General features: G+C 47.6%; 14 protein-coding genes. 13 read left to right on the forward strand and 1 reads right to left on the reverse strand.

Annotation, left to right across the window (positions count from 1 at the left end; genetic code table 11):
* Positions 1-2 precede the first annotated feature (2 nt).
* From DXN04_RS19965 to DXN04_RS20020, 13 genes are read left to right on the forward strand one after another with little or no spacing between them, the layout of a single operon-like run.
* On the forward strand, positions 3-1505 hold the full coding sequence (locus tag DXN04_RS19965) for a phage tail sheath family protein (RefSeq protein WP_116855153.1): 1503 nt from the start codon (positions 3-5) through the stop codon (positions 1503-1505).
* A 30-nt stretch (positions 1506-1535) separates the two neighbouring features.
* Positions 1536-1988, forward strand: a complete 453-nt coding sequence (locus DXN04_RS19970; RefSeq protein WP_116855154.1) for a phage tail protein — start codon at positions 1536-1538, stop codon at positions 1986-1988.
* Positions 1989-1994: 6 nt separating this feature from the next.
* Positions 1995-2453: a phage tail protein gene (locus DXN04_RS19975; protein WP_116855155.1), complete on the forward strand. Its 459-nt coding sequence runs from the start codon at positions 1995-1997 to the stop codon at positions 2451-2453.
* Between the two features lie 2 nt (positions 2454-2455).
* Entirely contained in the window at positions 2456-2626 is a 171-nt protein-coding gene (locus DXN04_RS34850) for a DUF5908 family protein (protein ID WP_158569085.1), read from the forward strand.
* Between the two features lie 10 nt (positions 2627-2636).
* Positions 2637-3305 carry a CIS tube protein gene (locus tag DXN04_RS19980; protein WP_116855156.1) on the forward strand — a complete coding sequence of 223 codons (669 nt, stop codon included), beginning with the start codon at positions 2637-2639 and terminating at the stop codon, positions 3303-3305.
* Positions 3306-5117, forward strand: coding sequence for a type VI secretion system tip protein VgrG (gene vgrG / locus DXN04_RS19985; protein WP_116855157.1), 1812 nt, complete (start codon positions 3306-3308; stop codon positions 5115-5117). It begins immediately after the preceding gene.
* 12 nt (positions 5118-5129) lie between these two features.
* A complete protein-coding gene (locus tag DXN04_RS19990; RefSeq protein ID WP_116855158.1) occupies positions 5130-5432 on the forward strand; it encodes a PAAR domain-containing protein in 303 nt (100 codons plus the stop codon).
* Between the two features lie 6 nt (positions 5433-5438).
* Positions 5439-5849 carry a GPW/gp25 family protein gene (locus tag DXN04_RS19995; protein WP_116855159.1) on the forward strand — a complete coding sequence of 137 codons (411 nt, stop codon included), beginning with the start codon at positions 5439-5441 and terminating at the stop codon, positions 5847-5849.
* A complete protein-coding gene (locus DXN04_RS20000; protein ID WP_116855160.1) occupies positions 5846-9514 on the forward strand; it encodes a hypothetical protein in 3669 nt (1222 codons plus the stop codon). The genes DXN04_RS19995 and DXN04_RS20000 overlap by 4 nt, the downstream gene beginning before the upstream one ends.
* 7 nt (positions 9515-9521) lie before the next feature.
* Positions 9522-10295, forward strand: coding sequence for a hypothetical protein (locus DXN04_RS20005; protein WP_116855161.1), 774 nt, complete (start codon positions 9522-9524; stop codon positions 10293-10295).
* Entirely contained in the window at positions 10295-12649 is a 2355-nt protein-coding gene (locus DXN04_RS20010; RefSeq protein WP_116855162.1) for a hypothetical protein, read from the forward strand. Before DXN04_RS20005 ends, DXN04_RS20010 begins: the two co-directional genes overlap by 1 nt.
* A gap of 16 nt (positions 12650-12665) precedes the next feature.
* Positions 12666-14918 carry a contractile injection system tape measure protein gene (locus tag DXN04_RS20015; protein WP_116855163.1) on the forward strand — a complete coding sequence of 751 codons (2253 nt, stop codon included), beginning with the start codon at positions 12666-12668 and terminating at the stop codon, positions 14916-14918.
* Positions 14903-16243: an ATP-binding protein gene (locus DXN04_RS20020; RefSeq protein WP_116855164.1), complete on the forward strand. Its 1341-nt coding sequence runs from the start codon at positions 14903-14905 to the stop codon at positions 16241-16243. The genes DXN04_RS20015 and DXN04_RS20020 overlap by 16 nt, the downstream gene beginning before the upstream one ends.
* Before the next feature lie 35 nt (positions 16244-16278).
* Here the strand turns inward: DXN04_RS20020 and DXN04_RS20025 are convergent, their stop codons facing one another.
* Positions 16279-17415, reverse strand: a complete 1137-nt coding sequence (locus tag DXN04_RS20025; RefSeq protein WP_116855165.1) for an efflux RND transporter periplasmic adaptor subunit — start codon at positions 17413-17415, stop codon at positions 16279-16281.
* Between the last annotated feature and the right edge of the window lie 14 nt (positions 17416-17429).

The following is a 17429-nucleotide window of genomic DNA, read 5'->3' on the forward strand; positions in this document are numbered from 1 at the left end:
CTATGGCCTCAACATTTATGACCCCCGGCGTTTATATCGAGGAAAAGAACGCCTTCCCCAGTTCGGTGGTCGCCGTGGAAACTGCGGTTCCTGTATTTATCGGCTATACGCAAATAGCCGAACGATTCGGGAAATCGCTGTTGTACAAGCCCACCCGCATCACCTCCTTTGCCGAGTTCGTTGAGAACTACGGTGGCGGTTTTCATGCAAAGTTTTCCATCGCTGCGGCAGACCCTGCCAAACCCAGCGAGACCTTTATGATCAATGGCGCACCGTACGTGGTCACCATAAATCCTAAAAATACAGTATACCTCTACAACAGCATCCGCCTGTTCTACGCAAACGGTGGCAGCAACTGTTACATCGTTTCGGTAGGCACCTATGGCGATAAGCCGGACGGGATCGAAATAGCAGGAGAAGACATCTTTGGTTCAGATACCAAACCAAACGTCTTTGAACTGTTAAAAAAAGAATTCGAACCTACTCTGGTGGTCATCCCTGATGCCATAGCATTGGGCGAAGCTGCATACAATTCTGTTTATACCAAAGTTCTCGCACACTGCCAGGAGACACAGAGCCGCTTTGGCATCTTCGATCTGGCACAACAGACCTACACTGACAAGACTGAAGATGTCGTGAAGAAGTTCAGGGATGGTATTGGCATCAATGCACTCAATTATGGCGCAGCCTATTACCCCTGGCTTAAGACATCCATCGTTCAGCCCAGCGAAGTTACCTTTGAAAACCTGGATGACAAAGTTGACCTCAGCGCACTCCTGCCTGAAGACGCGGCTAAAAAAATCGTCACCACCTTCAAAGCTGTAGCTACACCTGACAATAACGCCAAAAAGAACTATCACCAGTCGCTGAAAGCAGCCAGCCCTACTTACAACAGCATCATAGAAGAAGTAAGAGCACGCCTCAACGAACTGCCACCCAGTGGGGCAATTGCAGGCCTGTATACCATGGTAGACAATAACCGGGGCGTATGGAAATCTCCTGCCAATGTGAGCGTAAACATGGTGAATGCACCCGCCGTAAACATCTCCCACGATGAGCAGAAAGACCTCAATGTCGACGTAATGGCCGGTAAGTCTATCAACGTAATCAGACCCTTCCCCGGCATCGGCGTACTGGTATGGGGCGGCAGAACACTCGACGGCAACAGCGCTGACTGGTGCTACGTCAATGTGCGCCGCACCCTCATCATGATCGAACAATCCATCAAACTGGCTACCCGTGCTTATGTCTTTGAACCGAATGACGGCACTACCTGGGTAACCGTAAAGAGCATGATCAATAACTTCCTGAACAACCTCTGGAAACAAGGTGCCCTGGCAGGTTCCTCACCAGACGTTGCCTATGATGTCCAGATCGGCCTGGGTACTACTATGACACCACAGGACATCCTCGATGGTAAAATGCTCATCACCGTAAAAGTTGCGATTGTTCGCCCGGCAGAATTCATCGTGATCACCTTCCAGCAACAAATGCAGCAGGCATAATATTTCTTCACCCCCTAAAATCATTATAATATGGCAGATGACGGATCAGTACAGTCACAGACGGTGTGGCCTTTGGTCAAATTCTCCTTCAAGGTAATGTGGGATGGCGCTGAACTGATATTCCAGGAAGTTACAGGCCTCTCCTCCGAAACCCAGATCATAGAATACAGAGGCGGCAGCAGCCCTGTATACTCTACGGTAAAAATGCCGGGCATCCAAAAGTTCTCCAACATCACCCTGAAGAAAGGCATCTTCAAAGGCGATAAGGCCCTTTGGGATAAATACAGTGCTATTAAAATGAACACATATAAACGCTCCAGTATCGTCATTAGCCTGCTGGATGAAAGTCAGCAGGTAGCTATGAGCTGGACATTGAAAAATGCTTTTCCATCCAAAATTACAGTGACCGACATGAAGTCCGACGCTAATGAAGTCGCCGTAGAAACAATGGAAGTAGCACATGAAGGCCTGGCTCCAAGTTGATAAATTATGCCATTACCATTTGCAAATAAGATTTATTACCCACCTACGGGCTTTTATTTCAAGGTGGCCTTTGTGGGCATCTTTGGTATGCATGAAGGCAGCTTCAGCGAAGTCAATGGCCTTTCTGTGACCATCAGCCCCGAAGAAGTAAAGGAGGGAGGAGAGAACCGGTTTACACACCGGCTCCCTTCTCCTCCCAAATATGGCAACCTGGTATTAAAGCGGGGCATGGTTCTCGACTCCCCGCTTATCCTCTGGGCACAAAAGTGCATCAGTGAATTTACAATCAGCCCCAAAACGGTGGTCGTACAGTTACTGGAGGAAAATGCCATGCCCATTGCCATCTGGTCCTTCTTCAATGCATATGCCGTGAAACTCGATTACAGCGGTCTCACGGCCAAAGAAGGTCAGATCGTAATCGAATCACTGGAAATAGCTTATGATTTCTTTGAAAAAACCTTGTAACCATGGCGCTTGAAATACGTGAACTGGTCATCAAAGTCACTATCACTTCCGGACAAGCTTCCAGGCAGGAAACACCGGATGCAATGCTTATCCGCCAACTGAAGGATAAGATTGTAAAAGAATGTATGCAACAATTAAAAGCTGGGTTAAAAGTCAGCACAGAAGACAGATAAATCGCGCACAATGCCACAACTGACCAAGTTAAAGATAGAGGCATATAGTGACATGGCCTGTACACAGTCTGTGAATAAGTCCATCTATGCCATGATCAACCCTGCCAGCTTCTCCAAAAGTTACATGACGGATTACAAGAGCAGCGAGGAAATGAATAAAAGCAAGGATACAAAAACATTCAAGAGCAGTGCAGCCAGGTTTGAACTAAGCCTGGTAATTGATGGGACAGGGGTCATCCCTTTCCCTGACGGTATCACATCCGTAGATGATTATATTAACCAGCTCAGTGATGTGGTATCCCGCTATGATGGGAATCTCCATCATCGCCATTACCTGAAAATAACATGGGGTGAGGTCCTCGTCACTGGTGTCAGTGAAGGCCTTACTATCAACTATAAATTATTTGATCCGGGAGGAGCTACACTGCGTGCTGAAGCCAAACTCAGACTGGCTGAGACAAAAGACTTTCTGACCAAAAACAAGGAAGCAGGCAAGAGTTCTCCGGACCTTACACATATCCTGACAGTGCGCGCGGGCGATACGCTGCCGCTGATGTCTTACCGTATTTATGGCAATTCAGCCTATTATATGGAAGTGGCCAGAGTCAATAACCTGAACAGTGTACACGCGATCCGCCCCGGAGATCAGTTATATTTTCCACCACTCAAAAAGATTTAAATGCCGGCACCATCACCAGCAAATATACAGGATGTCAATATCAGCTTTACAATTGCAATAGCCGGGAATCCCGTAGAGGAAAAATACCCTATTGTATCAATCCAGGTCGTGCACGAGGTGAACCGCATCTCATACGCAGAAATTGTAATTGCTGAAGGTTTGAATGATGATACCGAAGGTGACGCAGGTAATTTCCCAATTAGCGAGGGAGATGATTTTATCCCGGGAAAGGAGATTGCTATTTCCGCAGGCTACGGTACCGGTGCGCCGGCTTCCATCTTTACAGGTCTTATTGTAAAACAGGCAATCACCGCAAGTGCAGAAGGTGGATATAAACTCATTGTGACCTGCAAGCACAAGGCGGTGAAGATGACGTACAACAGGAAAGAATGTGAATTCGACCAGATCACCGATAGCGATATCATGAGCAAACTTATGGGCAACTACGGACTGTCCGCGACTGTGAGCAGCACTGATTCGCAAATGGAAGCCGTGTTCCAAAAGATGGCGACCGACTGGGACTTCCTCCTTACCAGGGCAGCCTTCAACGGTTTCATTACCACCATGTATGATGATACAGTTACCATCGGTTTACCCGATTTTAGCACAGACCCTGTCTTAAATATTGCAATGGGAGATTCCATCATCCATTTCAAAGGAGAGGTCAATGCCGAAAAACAAGCCCCCACCTTACAAACTGCCGCATGGGATCCAACTACGCTGGCACTGATCACCGCAGATGCCACGGAACCGACAGTCACCCTGCCCGGCAACCAGACGGCGACCACCTTATCCGGCACACTCGGTCAATCTGCATTTCAATTGACGGCCACAGTCCCCCTGGCACAGGCTGACTTAAAAACCTGGGCAGATAACCTGCTCTTACGCATGCGTATGAGTGCCGTTAAAGGAGAAGTTTCTTTTCTGGGCAATGCCACGGTGAAACCAGGTTCAATGATCACCCTCAATGGTGTCGGTGCACGCTTTAATGGCAATACATATGTAAGCATGGTAAAGCACGTACTGGAAGAAGGTGAATGGACAACGACGGTTGGTTTCGGACTTTCTGAGAAACCGATCTACGATAAGGAACAATATTCCTATAGCAATGCAAATGGCCAGGTACCACCTGTCCATGGTCTACAACTGGCTACAGTAGTAAAGATCTCAGAAGATCCCGGGTCCAGCTTCCGGGTGCAGGTAAAACCGGTATCCGCCTATGCTGAAGCAAAAGGGATCTGGGCAAGGCTGGGAAATTATTACGCCACCTCAGGCGCAGGTATCGTATTTTCCCCGGAAGTAGGCGATGAGGTCATATTGGGTTTCCTGGAGAACGATCCCCGCTATCCCATCGTATTAGGCTCACTGTATAGCAAGGCAAATACACCGCCCCTGACACAGCCTGATGAAAAGAATAATACAAAAGCTATCTATACAAGAAGCCAGTTGCAGGTAAATTTTGATGATGATAAAAAGATTATTAAAATCACCACCCCCGGCAACAATACCATTACCATTAGTGACGATGCCAAAGGAATTACATTGGAAGATCAGAACAGCAACAGCATCAAACTGGATGACAGCGGTATTACACTAAACAGTACAAAAGATCTAGTGCTCAAAGCTACAGGTAACATTACAATGAATGCCACCTCAAAAATAACAGGCACCGCCACGCAGGACCTGGAACTGTCTGGTATGAACATCAAGCAGACAGCCCAGGTTGGTTTTACAGCGCAGGGTACTGCCAGTGCTGAACTTTCCGCCTCCGGACAAACCATTGTGAAAGGCGGCATGGTCATGATCAATTAAAACGCTCACAGAATGGGAACGCCAGCAGCCAGACTAACAGACATGCACGTATGCCCGATGGTTACACCGGGCCTGCCACCCATACCCCATGTAGGCGGGCCTGTTACAGGTCCAGGAGCACCTACCGTACTCATTGGTAAAATGCCGGCTGCCGTTATGGGCGATATGTGTGTATGCGTTGGCCCGCCGGATACTATCGTAAAAGGCTCCGCTACCGTCATGATTGGCGGTAAGCCTGCAGCCAGAATGGGAGATAGCACCGCCCATGGCGGTACTATCGTATTAGGATGTCCCACCGTACTAATAGGAGGATAACAGATCATGGAGATACAATCATTTTTAGGTACCGGCTGGAGCTTCCCACCGTCTTTTGATAAGGTAGGCCGCACCGCCATTATGGTATCAGATATCGCAGATATAGAAGAAAGCATTCGCATTATTCTCAGCACTATCCCCGGCGAACGACTGATGCAGCCTACCTTTGGCTGTGATCTCAAAAAGCTCGTGTTCGAGAAATTCGCATCCTCCCTCATAGGAGAACTAAAGCACATGATCTACTATGCCCTCCTGAACTTCGAACCCAGGGTTAAGGATGTAACGATAGAATTACTGAGCAGAGACGAACTTGCAGGGATCCTGCATATTCAACTCAACTACACTGTCATCATTACCAATACCCGCCATAACCTTGTTTATCCGTTTTACTTCCTGGAGGGAACGAGTCTTACATGAAGCACCTCTTTGACTATATCAGGGACGGGGTGACGCAGTCTGAGCGATACCTGCCGGCATTGCATCCATCGTATGTAAAAATCGATGACCGCAGTACCGGCGATCTGCTCATGGAGCTCATGGAGTTTTCAAAACAGATCCGGTATTATGACCTTAATAACGATGAACAGGGCCACTGGGAAGAGTTCCTGCAACATGACCTGCGCATAGAATTAGAATACATCTCACGGCTCGATTTTGGAGCATTTCAAACAGCACAACAAAACATCAGGTCTGAACTGGAGCATGCCGGCGATGAAGAACAATTGCAAAAAGGACTGACCGCTTTATTTGACCTCCTATACTCGATAGCTATTCTACTGGGCAATCAACTGGAATTAGCCAGACAGGCAGATACCAGGGCAGCCTTCTGGAACTATATCGATCAGGTGATGGATAGCGTGGAACTGGATGTGTATCACCTGCTTTCATACGAACAGCAGGCCCTGGCACTCTTTCCCGCCGGTACAGTATTACACACAGTCGATCCGGCTGGCAGCTTCGATAGAAGTATGCAGCGGGCAGCTACTGATCCGTATACCAATAATTTCCTGGGATACGAGTCCCTGAATGAAATTTACAACCGCCTGCGTGCCAGGTTTTACCAGGTAACCAGCGCGGCTGGCAGACAACTCACTTTACTTGAACCGGAGCACCAACATCACCCGCATATCGGTCTGCTGCTCACCTTTCTGGAACTATATAAACAACTGCAACAGCGCATCAATCAGCTCACAGAGCGGCACCTGGAATATTACTATAAAACAGTGCTGGGCATTCCACGCAAAGCAGCGAGACCAGATGATGCACATGTAATACTGGTACCTGCTCCTCAAGCACCCAATCAAACCATCCCAGAGAATACCTTGTTCTCTGCTGAGCTGATTAAGGGACAGCCACCCGTATTATTCCGGCTGCTCTTCGACGTACCCGTGTCCCAGACCAGGCTGAAAGCATTGCGTACCGTATTCGTAAGTCATCATAAACAGATCACGGCACGTGGTGAAGATCAACAGGATGTCATCGAGACACAGGTCTATATGCAAAAACTGCCAATACCCACTGCGGCAGCCTACCTGCCTGATGCTCCACCTGTGAGCTCCTGGCCCATGTTGGGGGAAGAACAGGCGGAACTGGGCGACAATAGCCGTACCATGGAGATCCTCTCCATGGGCTTTATACTGGCATCGCCGGTTTTGTACCTGGAGGAAGGAGTAAGAACTCTAACTATCCATCTATATGGCACAACAGAAAGTTTTCAAAAGCTCAGTACTTATATCGCCAATCTCTCCGCTGTCATGAACCGAAAAGAAGATGTGTTGAAATGGGAACTGCTGGCAGCTGCCTTCCAGGTGTATTACACGGCTCCCGAAGGCTGGCAGTATGTAAAAGAATACACTGCAAGACTCACATCCGATAGCATTCAGCTGACTTTCACGATCGGCATGTCAGCCCCACCGGTTGTTGTATACAATCAAAAGGTGCATAGTGAACAATACAGGACCACACATCCTATGGTAAAAGTGCTGCTTAATAACAACAGCTTTCATCATCCATATTCATACCTGCAATACCTGCAACTCGACAGGATCACCATCCATGCCAGGGTAAAAGGATGCAGGGCCGTGCAGCTACGCAATAACGTCGGCCCACTGAGTGCCGCCAATCCCTTTCAGCTCTTCGGACCTGCGCCTGCTGTCGGCAGTTATTTACAGATCTCCAATGCCAATATCTTTAACAGGTACACCAAACAGTTCTGCCTGCAGCTGGAATGGCTGGACCTGCCTATGGTAGAAGGTGGATTCAATAAGTGGTATGCCGATTATCACGCCGGTATGACAAACGATGCGTTCCAGGTAAGCATGAGTAACATGCGTGACGGTGTCTTCATGCCCGCAAAAGAAAAACGCCAGCTCTTCCCCTTATTCAAAATAGGCCACGACAAAAAATTAGCCGAAAAAACGGATATAGAGCATATCGATTTCATTAGGATCAATTTTAACAACACACCCCTGAAAAGTAATTACTATGAAGACGGTGTAGTCAGGCTTGAACTTACCAATCCCCCGGTGGCTTTTGGCCAGCGGCTCTATACACAACTGTTCCCGGAGGTAGTGACACATAATGCGGGCAAGTGGGCAAAGAAACGTCCTATTCCAAACCCACCCTATATACCACTTGTAAAATCCATTACCGTAGACTATGAGCTGGAACATACCCAAATGCTACGCCCGGAACTGGTAAACGAAGCAGAACAGCATACCTCCCTGTATCATATTTACCCCTTTGGTTACAGGCTATGCTTTCCACAGTCAAATGAGTCTGAATTTACCCTGCTGCCCGGGTTTGAACATGCTGCGAATCTGTATATCGGCCTGGACAATGTAAAGCAGCAGGAAGTTTTATCCTTCTTATTCCAGCTGGAAGAAAAATACTACTCCGACACTACGGGTACCCTGCAAAACTATTACTGGAGCTACCTGCACAATGATAAATGGCTCGCCCTGGAGCAGCACCATATACTGGCAGATAGTACGCAGAATTTTATACGCAGCGGTATCATCGTACTGAAAATGCCCATCCTGGATGCCGGCGGACATACCAGGCTGGAAGCCGGTATACAATGGTTGCGACTTTCCTGTACGGATGCGCCGGCTACAAGACCCATGGTGAAAGGTATCTTCCTCAACGCAGGTATAGTAAGGCGTGAACAGGCCGGCACCACCGTCAGCACAAGTCTGCCCCCCTTATCCATCAAAGCATTGCAGAAAGAAATAAGAGGGATCCAACAGGTGTACCAGTTCTTTCCGTCGTTTGGCGGCCGCCCCGCTGAAACAAAGGAGGAATATTATGTGCGCGTAAGCGAGCGCCTCCGCCATAAAAACAGGCCTATACTGGGTGTAGATGTCATCCAAATGGTACTGGAAGCCTATCCTGATCTGCTCATCGCCAAGTATATCGCCAATCATGAGGATGCAGGACCTGAGCTGCAGCTGATAGTCGTACCCAAACAACAGGTGCCTGAGCCAAGGGCAGACCTGGCCACGCTCTACAGCATCCGGGATTATATAAAAGGACTGCTGCCGCCTTATATGGAAGTGGCGGTACACAACCCGGTATACGAACGTGTCAAAGTGATTTGCGATGTGGTCTTCAATTCTAAAGATAGCAGTTATTACCTGGTCCGGATCCAGGAAGACATACATCATTTCCTCACGCCATGGCTATACGACAAAGGTGCAGACCTGAATATCGGCAGTAAAATATATAAGGCAGACCTGATGAGCTTTATCAGGAAACTACCTTATGTAGCGTATATGACAGCATTTTCTATCGTACACTTTTTTAAGGAAGGAGACCTGCATTGTGTACTGGATACTGCCGTGCAGGATGTAGACTTCATCATGCCATCCACACCCGGAGCCGTATTAATCCCTGCGGATCATCACAGCATCAATGTAACAGATGAAATGAGATACAGGGAACCCGCACCTATGGGCATCAACAGCATGATAACAGGCGAGGAAATGATAGTAGGCAGGAAACCATTGCCTGAGTACGGATATACAGATGATACTTTGGATATGGAAGGAGAAATGATACGACTAAGCATTCACTCAAAATAATTGCATTATGGCCTCAAAAACATTAGGAAGAGAAGAGCTGAAAGAACATTTTAAAAATGGGAAAGTTCCCACAGAAACGCATTTCGGCTACCTGATAGATTCCGCCATCAATAAACAGGAAGACGGCTTTGCAAAGGATGAAGAGAACGGCCTGCTCATCAAGGCCATGGGCACCTCTTCAAGATTAATTTCTTTTTATCGCAATACCGACGATCAGGCCCCTTTTTTCATGATGGAAAAAGATGAGCGTTCCCGGCCAGCCATGCGTATGCAGGCATTTACAACAGAAACGGAAGAAGTAAAACGCGATGCGCAAAGTTTCTTTCTGCATATGAATGGCAGCATGGGCCTGGGGGCTCCCTGCGATGAAAATACCAAATTGCAGGTAAATGGCTTTGCATCTATGGAAGGCCGGATAGGCAACTATATGTGTGGTACAATACCTGCAGACGGTAAATGGCATAATATCCTGGAAAATCTCAATAACTGCCAGGCCATGGAAGTGATGGCCCGCGTGGGTGTAGTCAACACCGGCCGGTTTGCCATCCTGCATGCAATTGCTGTAAGTACCTTCGGCAATGGCCATAACAGCATCAACAGTACCGGTGCCCACTATGGGTTCTTCTGGAACAAACTGCGCCTGCGCTGGAAAGGGAGCACACATAATTACCGGCTACAGTTGCGTACAAACAGCAATTATGGCAAAGGAGTAGCAATATACTACAGGATCACCCGCCTCTGGGACGACGAGTCTTTCTTACCTGCAGAATGCTATCACTGATGAACAATAAGCCCATACAAATTCAGAAAGATAGCCGCTTCGATTATAACAAGCTGCGCGAAGAAGCCCTGGCACTGGTACAAAAACTCTCCGGGCATATCTGGACTGATTATAATATCCACGATCCGGGTGTGACCATGCTGGAACAACTCTGCTTTGCAATTACAGACCTCGGCTACAAAACCAGTTTCCCGATTGAGGAGATCCTGGCAGGGCCTAATGGACGTATTGATCCGCAGGCACACGCCTTCTTTAACAAGGGCGAAATATTAAGCGCCGGCCCGGTCACGATCGCAGACTTCTGCAAATTGCTCCTGGGCCAGGTAGAGGGCGTAGAGCAGGTATGGATAGAACCGGTGACAAGTAAATCCGGTAGCACAATCTGTAAAGGCATTTTTAAAGTGCTGGTACAACCGGATGAGAACATTACCGCCAGCAAAAATTATGATCAGCTGGAAGATGATGTACGCCGCTGTTTAATGCGCTACCGCAACCTGGGTGAAAATTACGAAGAGATCATCATATTACGTCCCCTCAATATAGCTATTAAAGCAGCAATACTGGTCAATGGCAAACAACCTGTCAAAGAAACCCTGGCCTATATCTGCAATACGATAGAACAGACCATTCATCCTCCGGTAAGGTTCCTCTCAGAAGCTGAACTGCTGGCAATGAATAAAACAACGGATGAAATATACTCGGGCCCCTTGCTTTCCGGTGGTTTTATTCCGGATGAAGACCTGAAACCCAGGCGGATCCAGGTAGATCCCGCAGAGCTGACAAAGGCTATCTCCAGCCTTGACGATGTGCTGCAGGTAAAATACCTGTATCTCTCCAGCGATGAAAAGAACTTCAGGAACAAGCCGGTACAGATTCCTGCCGGATATTTTCCTTCGGTGGATATCAGCAATAATACGAACGACATCAGCATCATAAGTGACCAGGTGGAACACCATTCCCAGGATGCCCTGTTCTGGAATGTATTTGAGCGCATAAAAGAGGTCCGAAAAAGGCATTATACCGGTCAGCAGGTGGCGATGGCCGATACCTCCCTTCAGAGCGTTTTCAGGGACCTGGGACGCTATTATAGCATACAGCATTTTTTCCCGGCCATCTATGGTATCGGACATGAAGGTATTCCCAGGGATGCCCCCAGGGAACGAAAGGCCCAGGCCAGGCAATTGAAAGGCTACCTGCTCTTCTTTGAACAGATTCTTGCCAATTACAGCGCACAACTGGGCAATATCCCTCATATCTTTTCACCGTCCAAAACACAAACCAGGTTCACCCAGGCACTGACGGATGTACCAGGAGTGGAAGACCTGCTGTCGCCGGATTATGAGCCCCTGGCAGTTCAGTCAGATGCCAGTAAAGAAGCTATTCTGGACCACTTACTCGCCCGCTTTAATCTCCCTTTATTACCTTATCCCATTACACTCTATCAGCGTTTATATGGCGGTATTACCACCCTGGCCTGGAAGCAAAACCTCCTGAAAAAACTCCCGGCCCTGATGTATGCCCGCCTGCAGGCGGAAGCAGGCGGCTATCAGGAAACCCTGCGACAATTGCTATATATGCAGCGGGAGCAGGGCGAGCGACTCACCGATGTATTTGAACAATCGCACCTGGGAACCACGAATGAACATCCTTCAGAACAATTCACCCTCCATGAAGGCGGTGAAATCATCCATGTAGTCAGCGAGATTCCCCCTGATCAGGAAGGGTATTATTTCGGACACCAGCCATTAAATTTATTGCGGCATGGTATAGAGCCGGCCCATTACCGGGTAGTTCAGGGATATGTATTGTATAAGGCCCCTGGCCAGCGCATCTGGCAGGCAGTAGCAAAACATAGCAATCACGATGATGCTCTTGCCGCAAAGGAGTCGATGATCCGGCATCTTAAAGATATCAGTATACAATCGGAAGGATTTTATATCGTAGAGCACATATTACTGAAACCCTCCTTCAAAGATCCTGTCTATGGCTACCGGGTAAAAAACCGCAGGGGTGAAATACTGAAAGAGGAACAACGCCTCACTTTTGCAGAAAGAGAAGCGGCCATCGCCGGCCTTGACATAAATGGTCAGATAGAGTTTTTTGTAATGGCCACTCCCTGGCATGTATTACCAGAATCCTTCTTTAAGTTTAATATCACCGTAGTACTCCCGGGATGGCCAGCAAGGTGTCAGTACGAAGAGTTCAGGAGATTTACAGAATCATTATTCAGGGACCTGACACCTCCACAATATAAATTAAAATTCCGCTGGCTGGGAGTGAATGATATGCGCAGCTTCGAAGCCGCCTATTTCAATCCAAACAATAAAGATAAATTGCTTGACTTTCTCGCATAAAATAAAGCAGATAGTAATGGATGCGACCTTTACAGAAAGGGAGCTGGCCGGCGAATTGCAGGACAGGATCAGCCGTGTGTTCAATCAAAGCATTGAACCGGCTACTGCTGCACTGTTTAATCAGCTGGGGGCAAATGGAGAAAGTGTATGGATAGAACGATTGGAACTGGATGTCGGCGAAATAGCCTACGAAAATTTTGAACAACAGATCACCGACCGCATTATCGCCGCCCTGCGCGATGCACTGGAGGGCAAGCTGGAACTCGTTACACAGGATATCGGCAATCTATATTTTAAAGATGAAACGGAACGGCTCTATGCCCTGTTGCAGCACTACCTGCTGACAGGTACCCTGCCATGGTGGGCCGAAAACAGTGAAGGAGCCTTGCTGGATGAATACATGATCCGGTTGATGACAACCACACCCGATCGGTTCAGCAGGTTAATAATTAACATCAGCCAGTCGGACTACGTACTACGCCGTATCGTCTATCACTTTTCACGCCATACCCTCGAAAAGCTGATTACCTTGCTGGAACCTGACCAGGCGGAGTTTATCTACGGCTACATTGCCAATGTACTCATGCTGCAACAGCAACGACCTGCTGTAAAAGCTACCCAGGAGGAGTTTGAAAAAATGGTATGGCTGTTTGTGCTCAATTATTTGGTCACTGACAACAGCGGACAGTTCAACAGGAAGACCTTCATCCGCCGTAACCTGGAACAACTGGCCCATCACTTCAATATTGGTTATATCCGCCTGCTGTACACCTTCAGACAGGCCCTGATCTTTTATAAAAAAGAAATCCCGGCAGGTTCGCTGGCTGCGCTGATCAGGGAACTATACGAAGAGAAATTCTCAGACGTTTCACCCACTGTAGCCACTACACGCGAGGCCGTTCTGGCTTACTTTCTCTTAGTTACCTCCGGCGATGTTATGGTACGGCGGATCCTTGATCCATACGGACCCAATGTGCCATTACCTGCGTCCTGGATTGCATATGATACGATTCCCGAACAATCGGATAGGGAAGAGGTATGGCAACAAGCAGTATTCCTGGTTACCCAATTCCTGAGCGGCGAACCATTGCCCTATTGGTTCACCCAACTCCAGCCCGGCCTGCAGAATGGATTATTACAACAAGCGATCATCCTGCTCTACAGGAAACGCGCTGTGCTGCTATTCTCTCTCTGGGAGAAATCAATCCGTTTCCCGCACATCCGCCTGCGTATGCACCAGCTCTTTTCCTACCCGGTAAACCCTTTGGAAGAACAAATCAATAAGCAACTGGCCGAGTATACCGAGCAGGATACAATCCGGTACCTGCAGGAGACATTGAACGACCAGCAAACAGGTAGCTTCATTGAAATCTGGAAAAAGACAAGCGATAAGAACCGTTTCTACAGACAGGTTTTACAGACCGCCCCTGCCATCAACAGGATTGCCCTGTTACTGAGAGAATCAGAGTTCTGGTCACTAATGGCAGATCTGCCTGTTGTCACCGTAAGCATGCTGAAAGAAATCCAGGAAGAATTGGTACAATATGGTGCCGACAACCTGGAAAGAGAAAGGATCATACACCTGTTCCGTGTGTTTAATCTACAATGGCTGGGAGGGAAGCTGATTCTCAAAGATGCGGAACAATACAAAAAAGCCCTGAGAGATTTCCTGCAACAGTTTGATGAAAGAGCCACCCGCCGTATCTTACAACCTCCAACGCCTGAACCGGTGCAAAAAAAACAAATAGCGACATCAGAGCAGGAAGGGCTCCGCATCAATAATGCAGGACTCGTATTGCTGCATCCTTTTTTCTATACCTACTTCAACAGGTTGCAATTATTACAAAACGGGAAGTTCATAGATTCACAGGCCCGGCAAAAGGCTATCCGCTTATTGCAATTGCTGGTAGATGGGAAAACCGGTCATGCAGAACACGAACTGGTTCTGAATAAGATCCTTTGCAATTACCCGCTGGAACTTCCCCTTGAGCCTGACACGGTTATCACAGATGATGAAAAAGCATTGTCAGAACAACTCATCCTGGCCGCCATCCAGCAATGGGAGAAAATGAAGAATAGTAGTGTAGAGAGCTTTCGCGCCAGTTTCCTGCAACGTGAAGGATTGGTATGGCAGAAAGACGATGCCTGGTTTCAACGTGTCACCCCCCGCGGATACGATATAATATTACAAACCCTGCCCTGGAGTTATGGAATGATCAGGACTTCCTGGACAGATAAATTTTTTTATACAGAATGGACACCTTGCTGATTAATTCAAATGCCAGCGTGTTGCAACAGGAGCTGGCATGGCTCAGAGAAGTTCTGGAAGTACGCATGCAACAATACTTTGAAAAGAGTACTGCCACCTTCCCTGCGCCGCCGGAATTGCCGGATGATGATGCGGTGTACGCAAGAATCTTACGCCACTACAATATTACCGTCCCTGAAAGAGTTTTATTATTACTGGCACTCGCACCACATATTCAACCACAGCTGCTGGACCTCTTTTATCTCCGGAACAGTACATACGACCGGGGGTTTACTGAATTCGGTGGTATCAAAGGCACCCAACACGGAGGCTTCCTGCCTACCGGCGAAACAGCCGCTTTTATTATTGCCGGCGATCAGCTGGAACAGCGATTCTTACTCCAGCAGATATTGGGGCCAGACCATTTCTTCGCAAAACACAATATTTTAAGTATCCAATCTGCTCCGGCAAGCGAACCTTTCCTAAGCGGGGCTTTGCAGATAACAAATGAATACCTGAGCTACTTTACGCTGGGTACTCCCCACAAACCGGATTACAACATCAACTTCCCTGCTAAACGAATTGATACCGGCTTAAACTGGGAAGATCTTGTACTGGATGAACGCACCATGGACGAAGTGGAAGATATCAGAACCTGGGTAGAACATGGTCCCACCTTGCTCAATGAATGGAATATGAAGGCAAAAATAAAACCCGGTTTCAGGGCATTGTTTTACGGCCCTCCGGGTACCGGCAAGTCTTTAACAGCCTGTTTACTGGGCAAGACGTTCGGACTTGATGTATACCGCATAGACCTGTCCATGGTGGTGTCAAAATTTATTGGAGAAACAGAGAAAAACCTGGCCGGTGTATTTGACCAGGCGGTCAACAAAAACTGGATCTTATTCTTTGATGAAGCCGATGCCCTGTTTGGAAAAAGAAGTAATACCACAAGTTCTAATGACCGCTATGCCAACCAGGAAGTGGCATACCTGCTGCAAAGAATTGAGGACTTTCCCGGACTGGTCATCCTGGCTACCAACCTGAAAGCAAATATAGACGAAGCTTTTGGCAGGCGTTTTCAATCCATGATTTATTTCCCGGTACCAGGCCCTGTACAACGGGAACGCCTATGGCAACAATCCTTTCCCTCACATGTAAGCATGGAAGAAGGGATACAGTTATCAGAGATCGCTAAGAAATATGAAATGACAGGTGGAGCCATCATCAATGTATCGCGACATACCTGTCTGGCAGCATTGAAAAGGGGAGACAACGCTATTCTGCAAAAAGACCTGTTGGCCGGTATCAGGAAAGAATTCGGCAAAGAAGGTAAAACAATATAGGGACTGGCTTCAAAAAAGCCAGCCCCTGCTAAGCATTATTCCTCGTCTCCGCTATTTTTCATTTTCATAAGAACCGGATAGGCATTATCTATCACATACGATCCCTCAGGCAGGTTGGTTTTGATTTCAGTAAAACCGTCCGTATGGGCACCTGTTTCTACAGGCAGCATCCTATAAGTATTGCCGGTATCTACTTTGAACACATAATTCTTACCCTGCCACTTTACAATTGCATTGTCAGGTAAGGCTGTAACCTGTGCATTATTCAGCGCAATTTCTGCATTCATAAACATGCCCGGCACCAAGCGCTTGTCATACTTCTTCAGGTGACAATGCACTTCTGCTGCATGCGTTTCATCTACCCCCTTGGTAATGAAATGGACTTCTGCCTGGTACTTTTCATTACTGTTATTCGCCCAGGCTACCACTTGCTGACCGTCGCTGATCTGCGACAGGTCTTTCTCAAATACTGTCAGACTCAGATGCAGATCTGCAGGGTCCATCAATTCAAATAATACATCAGTAGGTGCCACATATTTACCTGTATTCACATTCACCTTACTTACAAAACCACTGATCGGAGCCAGGATACTGATCTGGCGACTGATGTTTGAAGACCGCAGCGTGGCCGGGTTAATATTGATCAGGTGCAGCTTTTCCCCGAGAGCACGAACGATTACCTGCTGGCTTTCGAAATCACTCTTTACCTGCTGCAGTACCTTATCGCTGTTTGCTTTGGACTGATTCAGTTCCTGCTGGCGGGCGAAGTCCGCTTCCAGGAAAGCCAGTTTACTCTTTGCCACCAGGTAATCTTCCTGTAATTGCACATACTGCGGATCTTCGAGTATCGCCAGGACCTGACCTTTCTTCACCTGGCTACCAGGCAACAGGTTCATCGTTTTCAGGTAACCGCCTAATGGAATACTGATAGAATACAGATTTTGTGGTGGTACGTCAATAACACCACTTACCCTCAGGGAAGTATGCATCTGTCTCAGTTCAGGTCTGCCGGTAACGATGCCTGCATTTTTCACCTGGATGGAACTGAGCTGCACCGTGTTATTACTGCTGTCTGCAATCTCGTTTTTGGTTGCTTCCTTATTATCGGCTGAAGAATGACAGCCGGTCATGATGATCAGTGAGCCTGCAAGAACGTTTAATATATCCCTCATGATGAGTATTTAAA

The sequence above is a fragment of the Chitinophaga silvisoli genome (assembly GCF_003412465.1).
Lineage (GTDB): Bacteria > Bacteroidota > Bacteroidia > Chitinophagales > Chitinophagaceae > Chitinophaga > Chitinophaga silvisoli.

What these genes read in the sequence shown, in the direction of transcription:
- DXN04_RS20010 (WP_116855162.1), top strand. Translation starts at nt 10,295, where the DNA reads ATGAACAATAAGCCCATACAAATTCAGAAAGATAGCCGCTTCGATTAT.
- DXN04_RS20000 (WP_116855160.1), top strand. Translation starts at nt 5,846, where the DNA reads ATGAAGCACCTCTTTGACTATATCAGGGACGGGGTGACGCAGTCTGAG.
- DXN04_RS20015 (WP_116855163.1), top strand. Translation starts at nt 12,666, where the DNA reads ATGGATGCGACCTTTACAGAAAGGGAGCTGGCCGGCGAATTGCAGGAC.
- DXN04_RS34850 (WP_158569085.1), top strand. Translation starts at nt 2,456, where the DNA reads ATGGCGCTTGAAATACGTGAACTGGTCATCAAAGTCACTATCACTTCC.
- DXN04_RS19995 (WP_116855159.1), top strand. Translation starts at nt 5,439, where the DNA reads ATGGAGATACAATCATTTTTAGGTACCGGCTGGAGCTTCCCACCGTCT.
- DXN04_RS19980 (WP_116855156.1), top strand. Translation starts at nt 2,637, where the DNA reads ATGCCACAACTGACCAAGTTAAAGATAGAGGCATATAGTGACATGGCC.
- DXN04_RS19970 (WP_116855154.1), top strand. Translation starts at nt 1,536, where the DNA reads ATGGCAGATGACGGATCAGTACAGTCACAGACGGTGTGGCCTTTGGTC.
- DXN04_RS19990 (WP_116855158.1), top strand. Translation starts at nt 5,130, where the DNA reads ATGGGAACGCCAGCAGCCAGACTAACAGACATGCACGTATGCCCGATG.
- DXN04_RS20005 (WP_116855161.1), top strand. Translation starts at nt 9,522, where the DNA reads ATGGCCTCAAAAACATTAGGAAGAGAAGAGCTGAAAGAACATTTTAAA.
- DXN04_RS20025 (WP_116855165.1), bottom strand. Translation starts at nt 17,415, where the DNA reads ATGAGGGATATATTAAACGTTCTTGCAGGCTCACTGATCATCATGACC.
- DXN04_RS19965 (WP_116855153.1), top strand. Translation starts at nt 3, where the DNA reads ATGGCCTCAACATTTATGACCCCCGGCGTTTATATCGAGGAAAAGAAC.
- DXN04_RS20020 (WP_116855164.1), top strand. Translation starts at nt 14,903, where the DNA reads ATGGACACCTTGCTGATTAATTCAAATGCCAGCGTGTTGCAACAGGAG.
- DXN04_RS19975 (WP_116855155.1), top strand. Translation starts at nt 1,995, where the DNA reads ATGCCATTACCATTTGCAAATAAGATTTATTACCCACCTACGGGCTTT.
- vgrG (WP_116855157.1), top strand. Translation starts at nt 3,306, where the DNA reads ATGCCGGCACCATCACCAGCAAATATACAGGATGTCAATATCAGCTTT.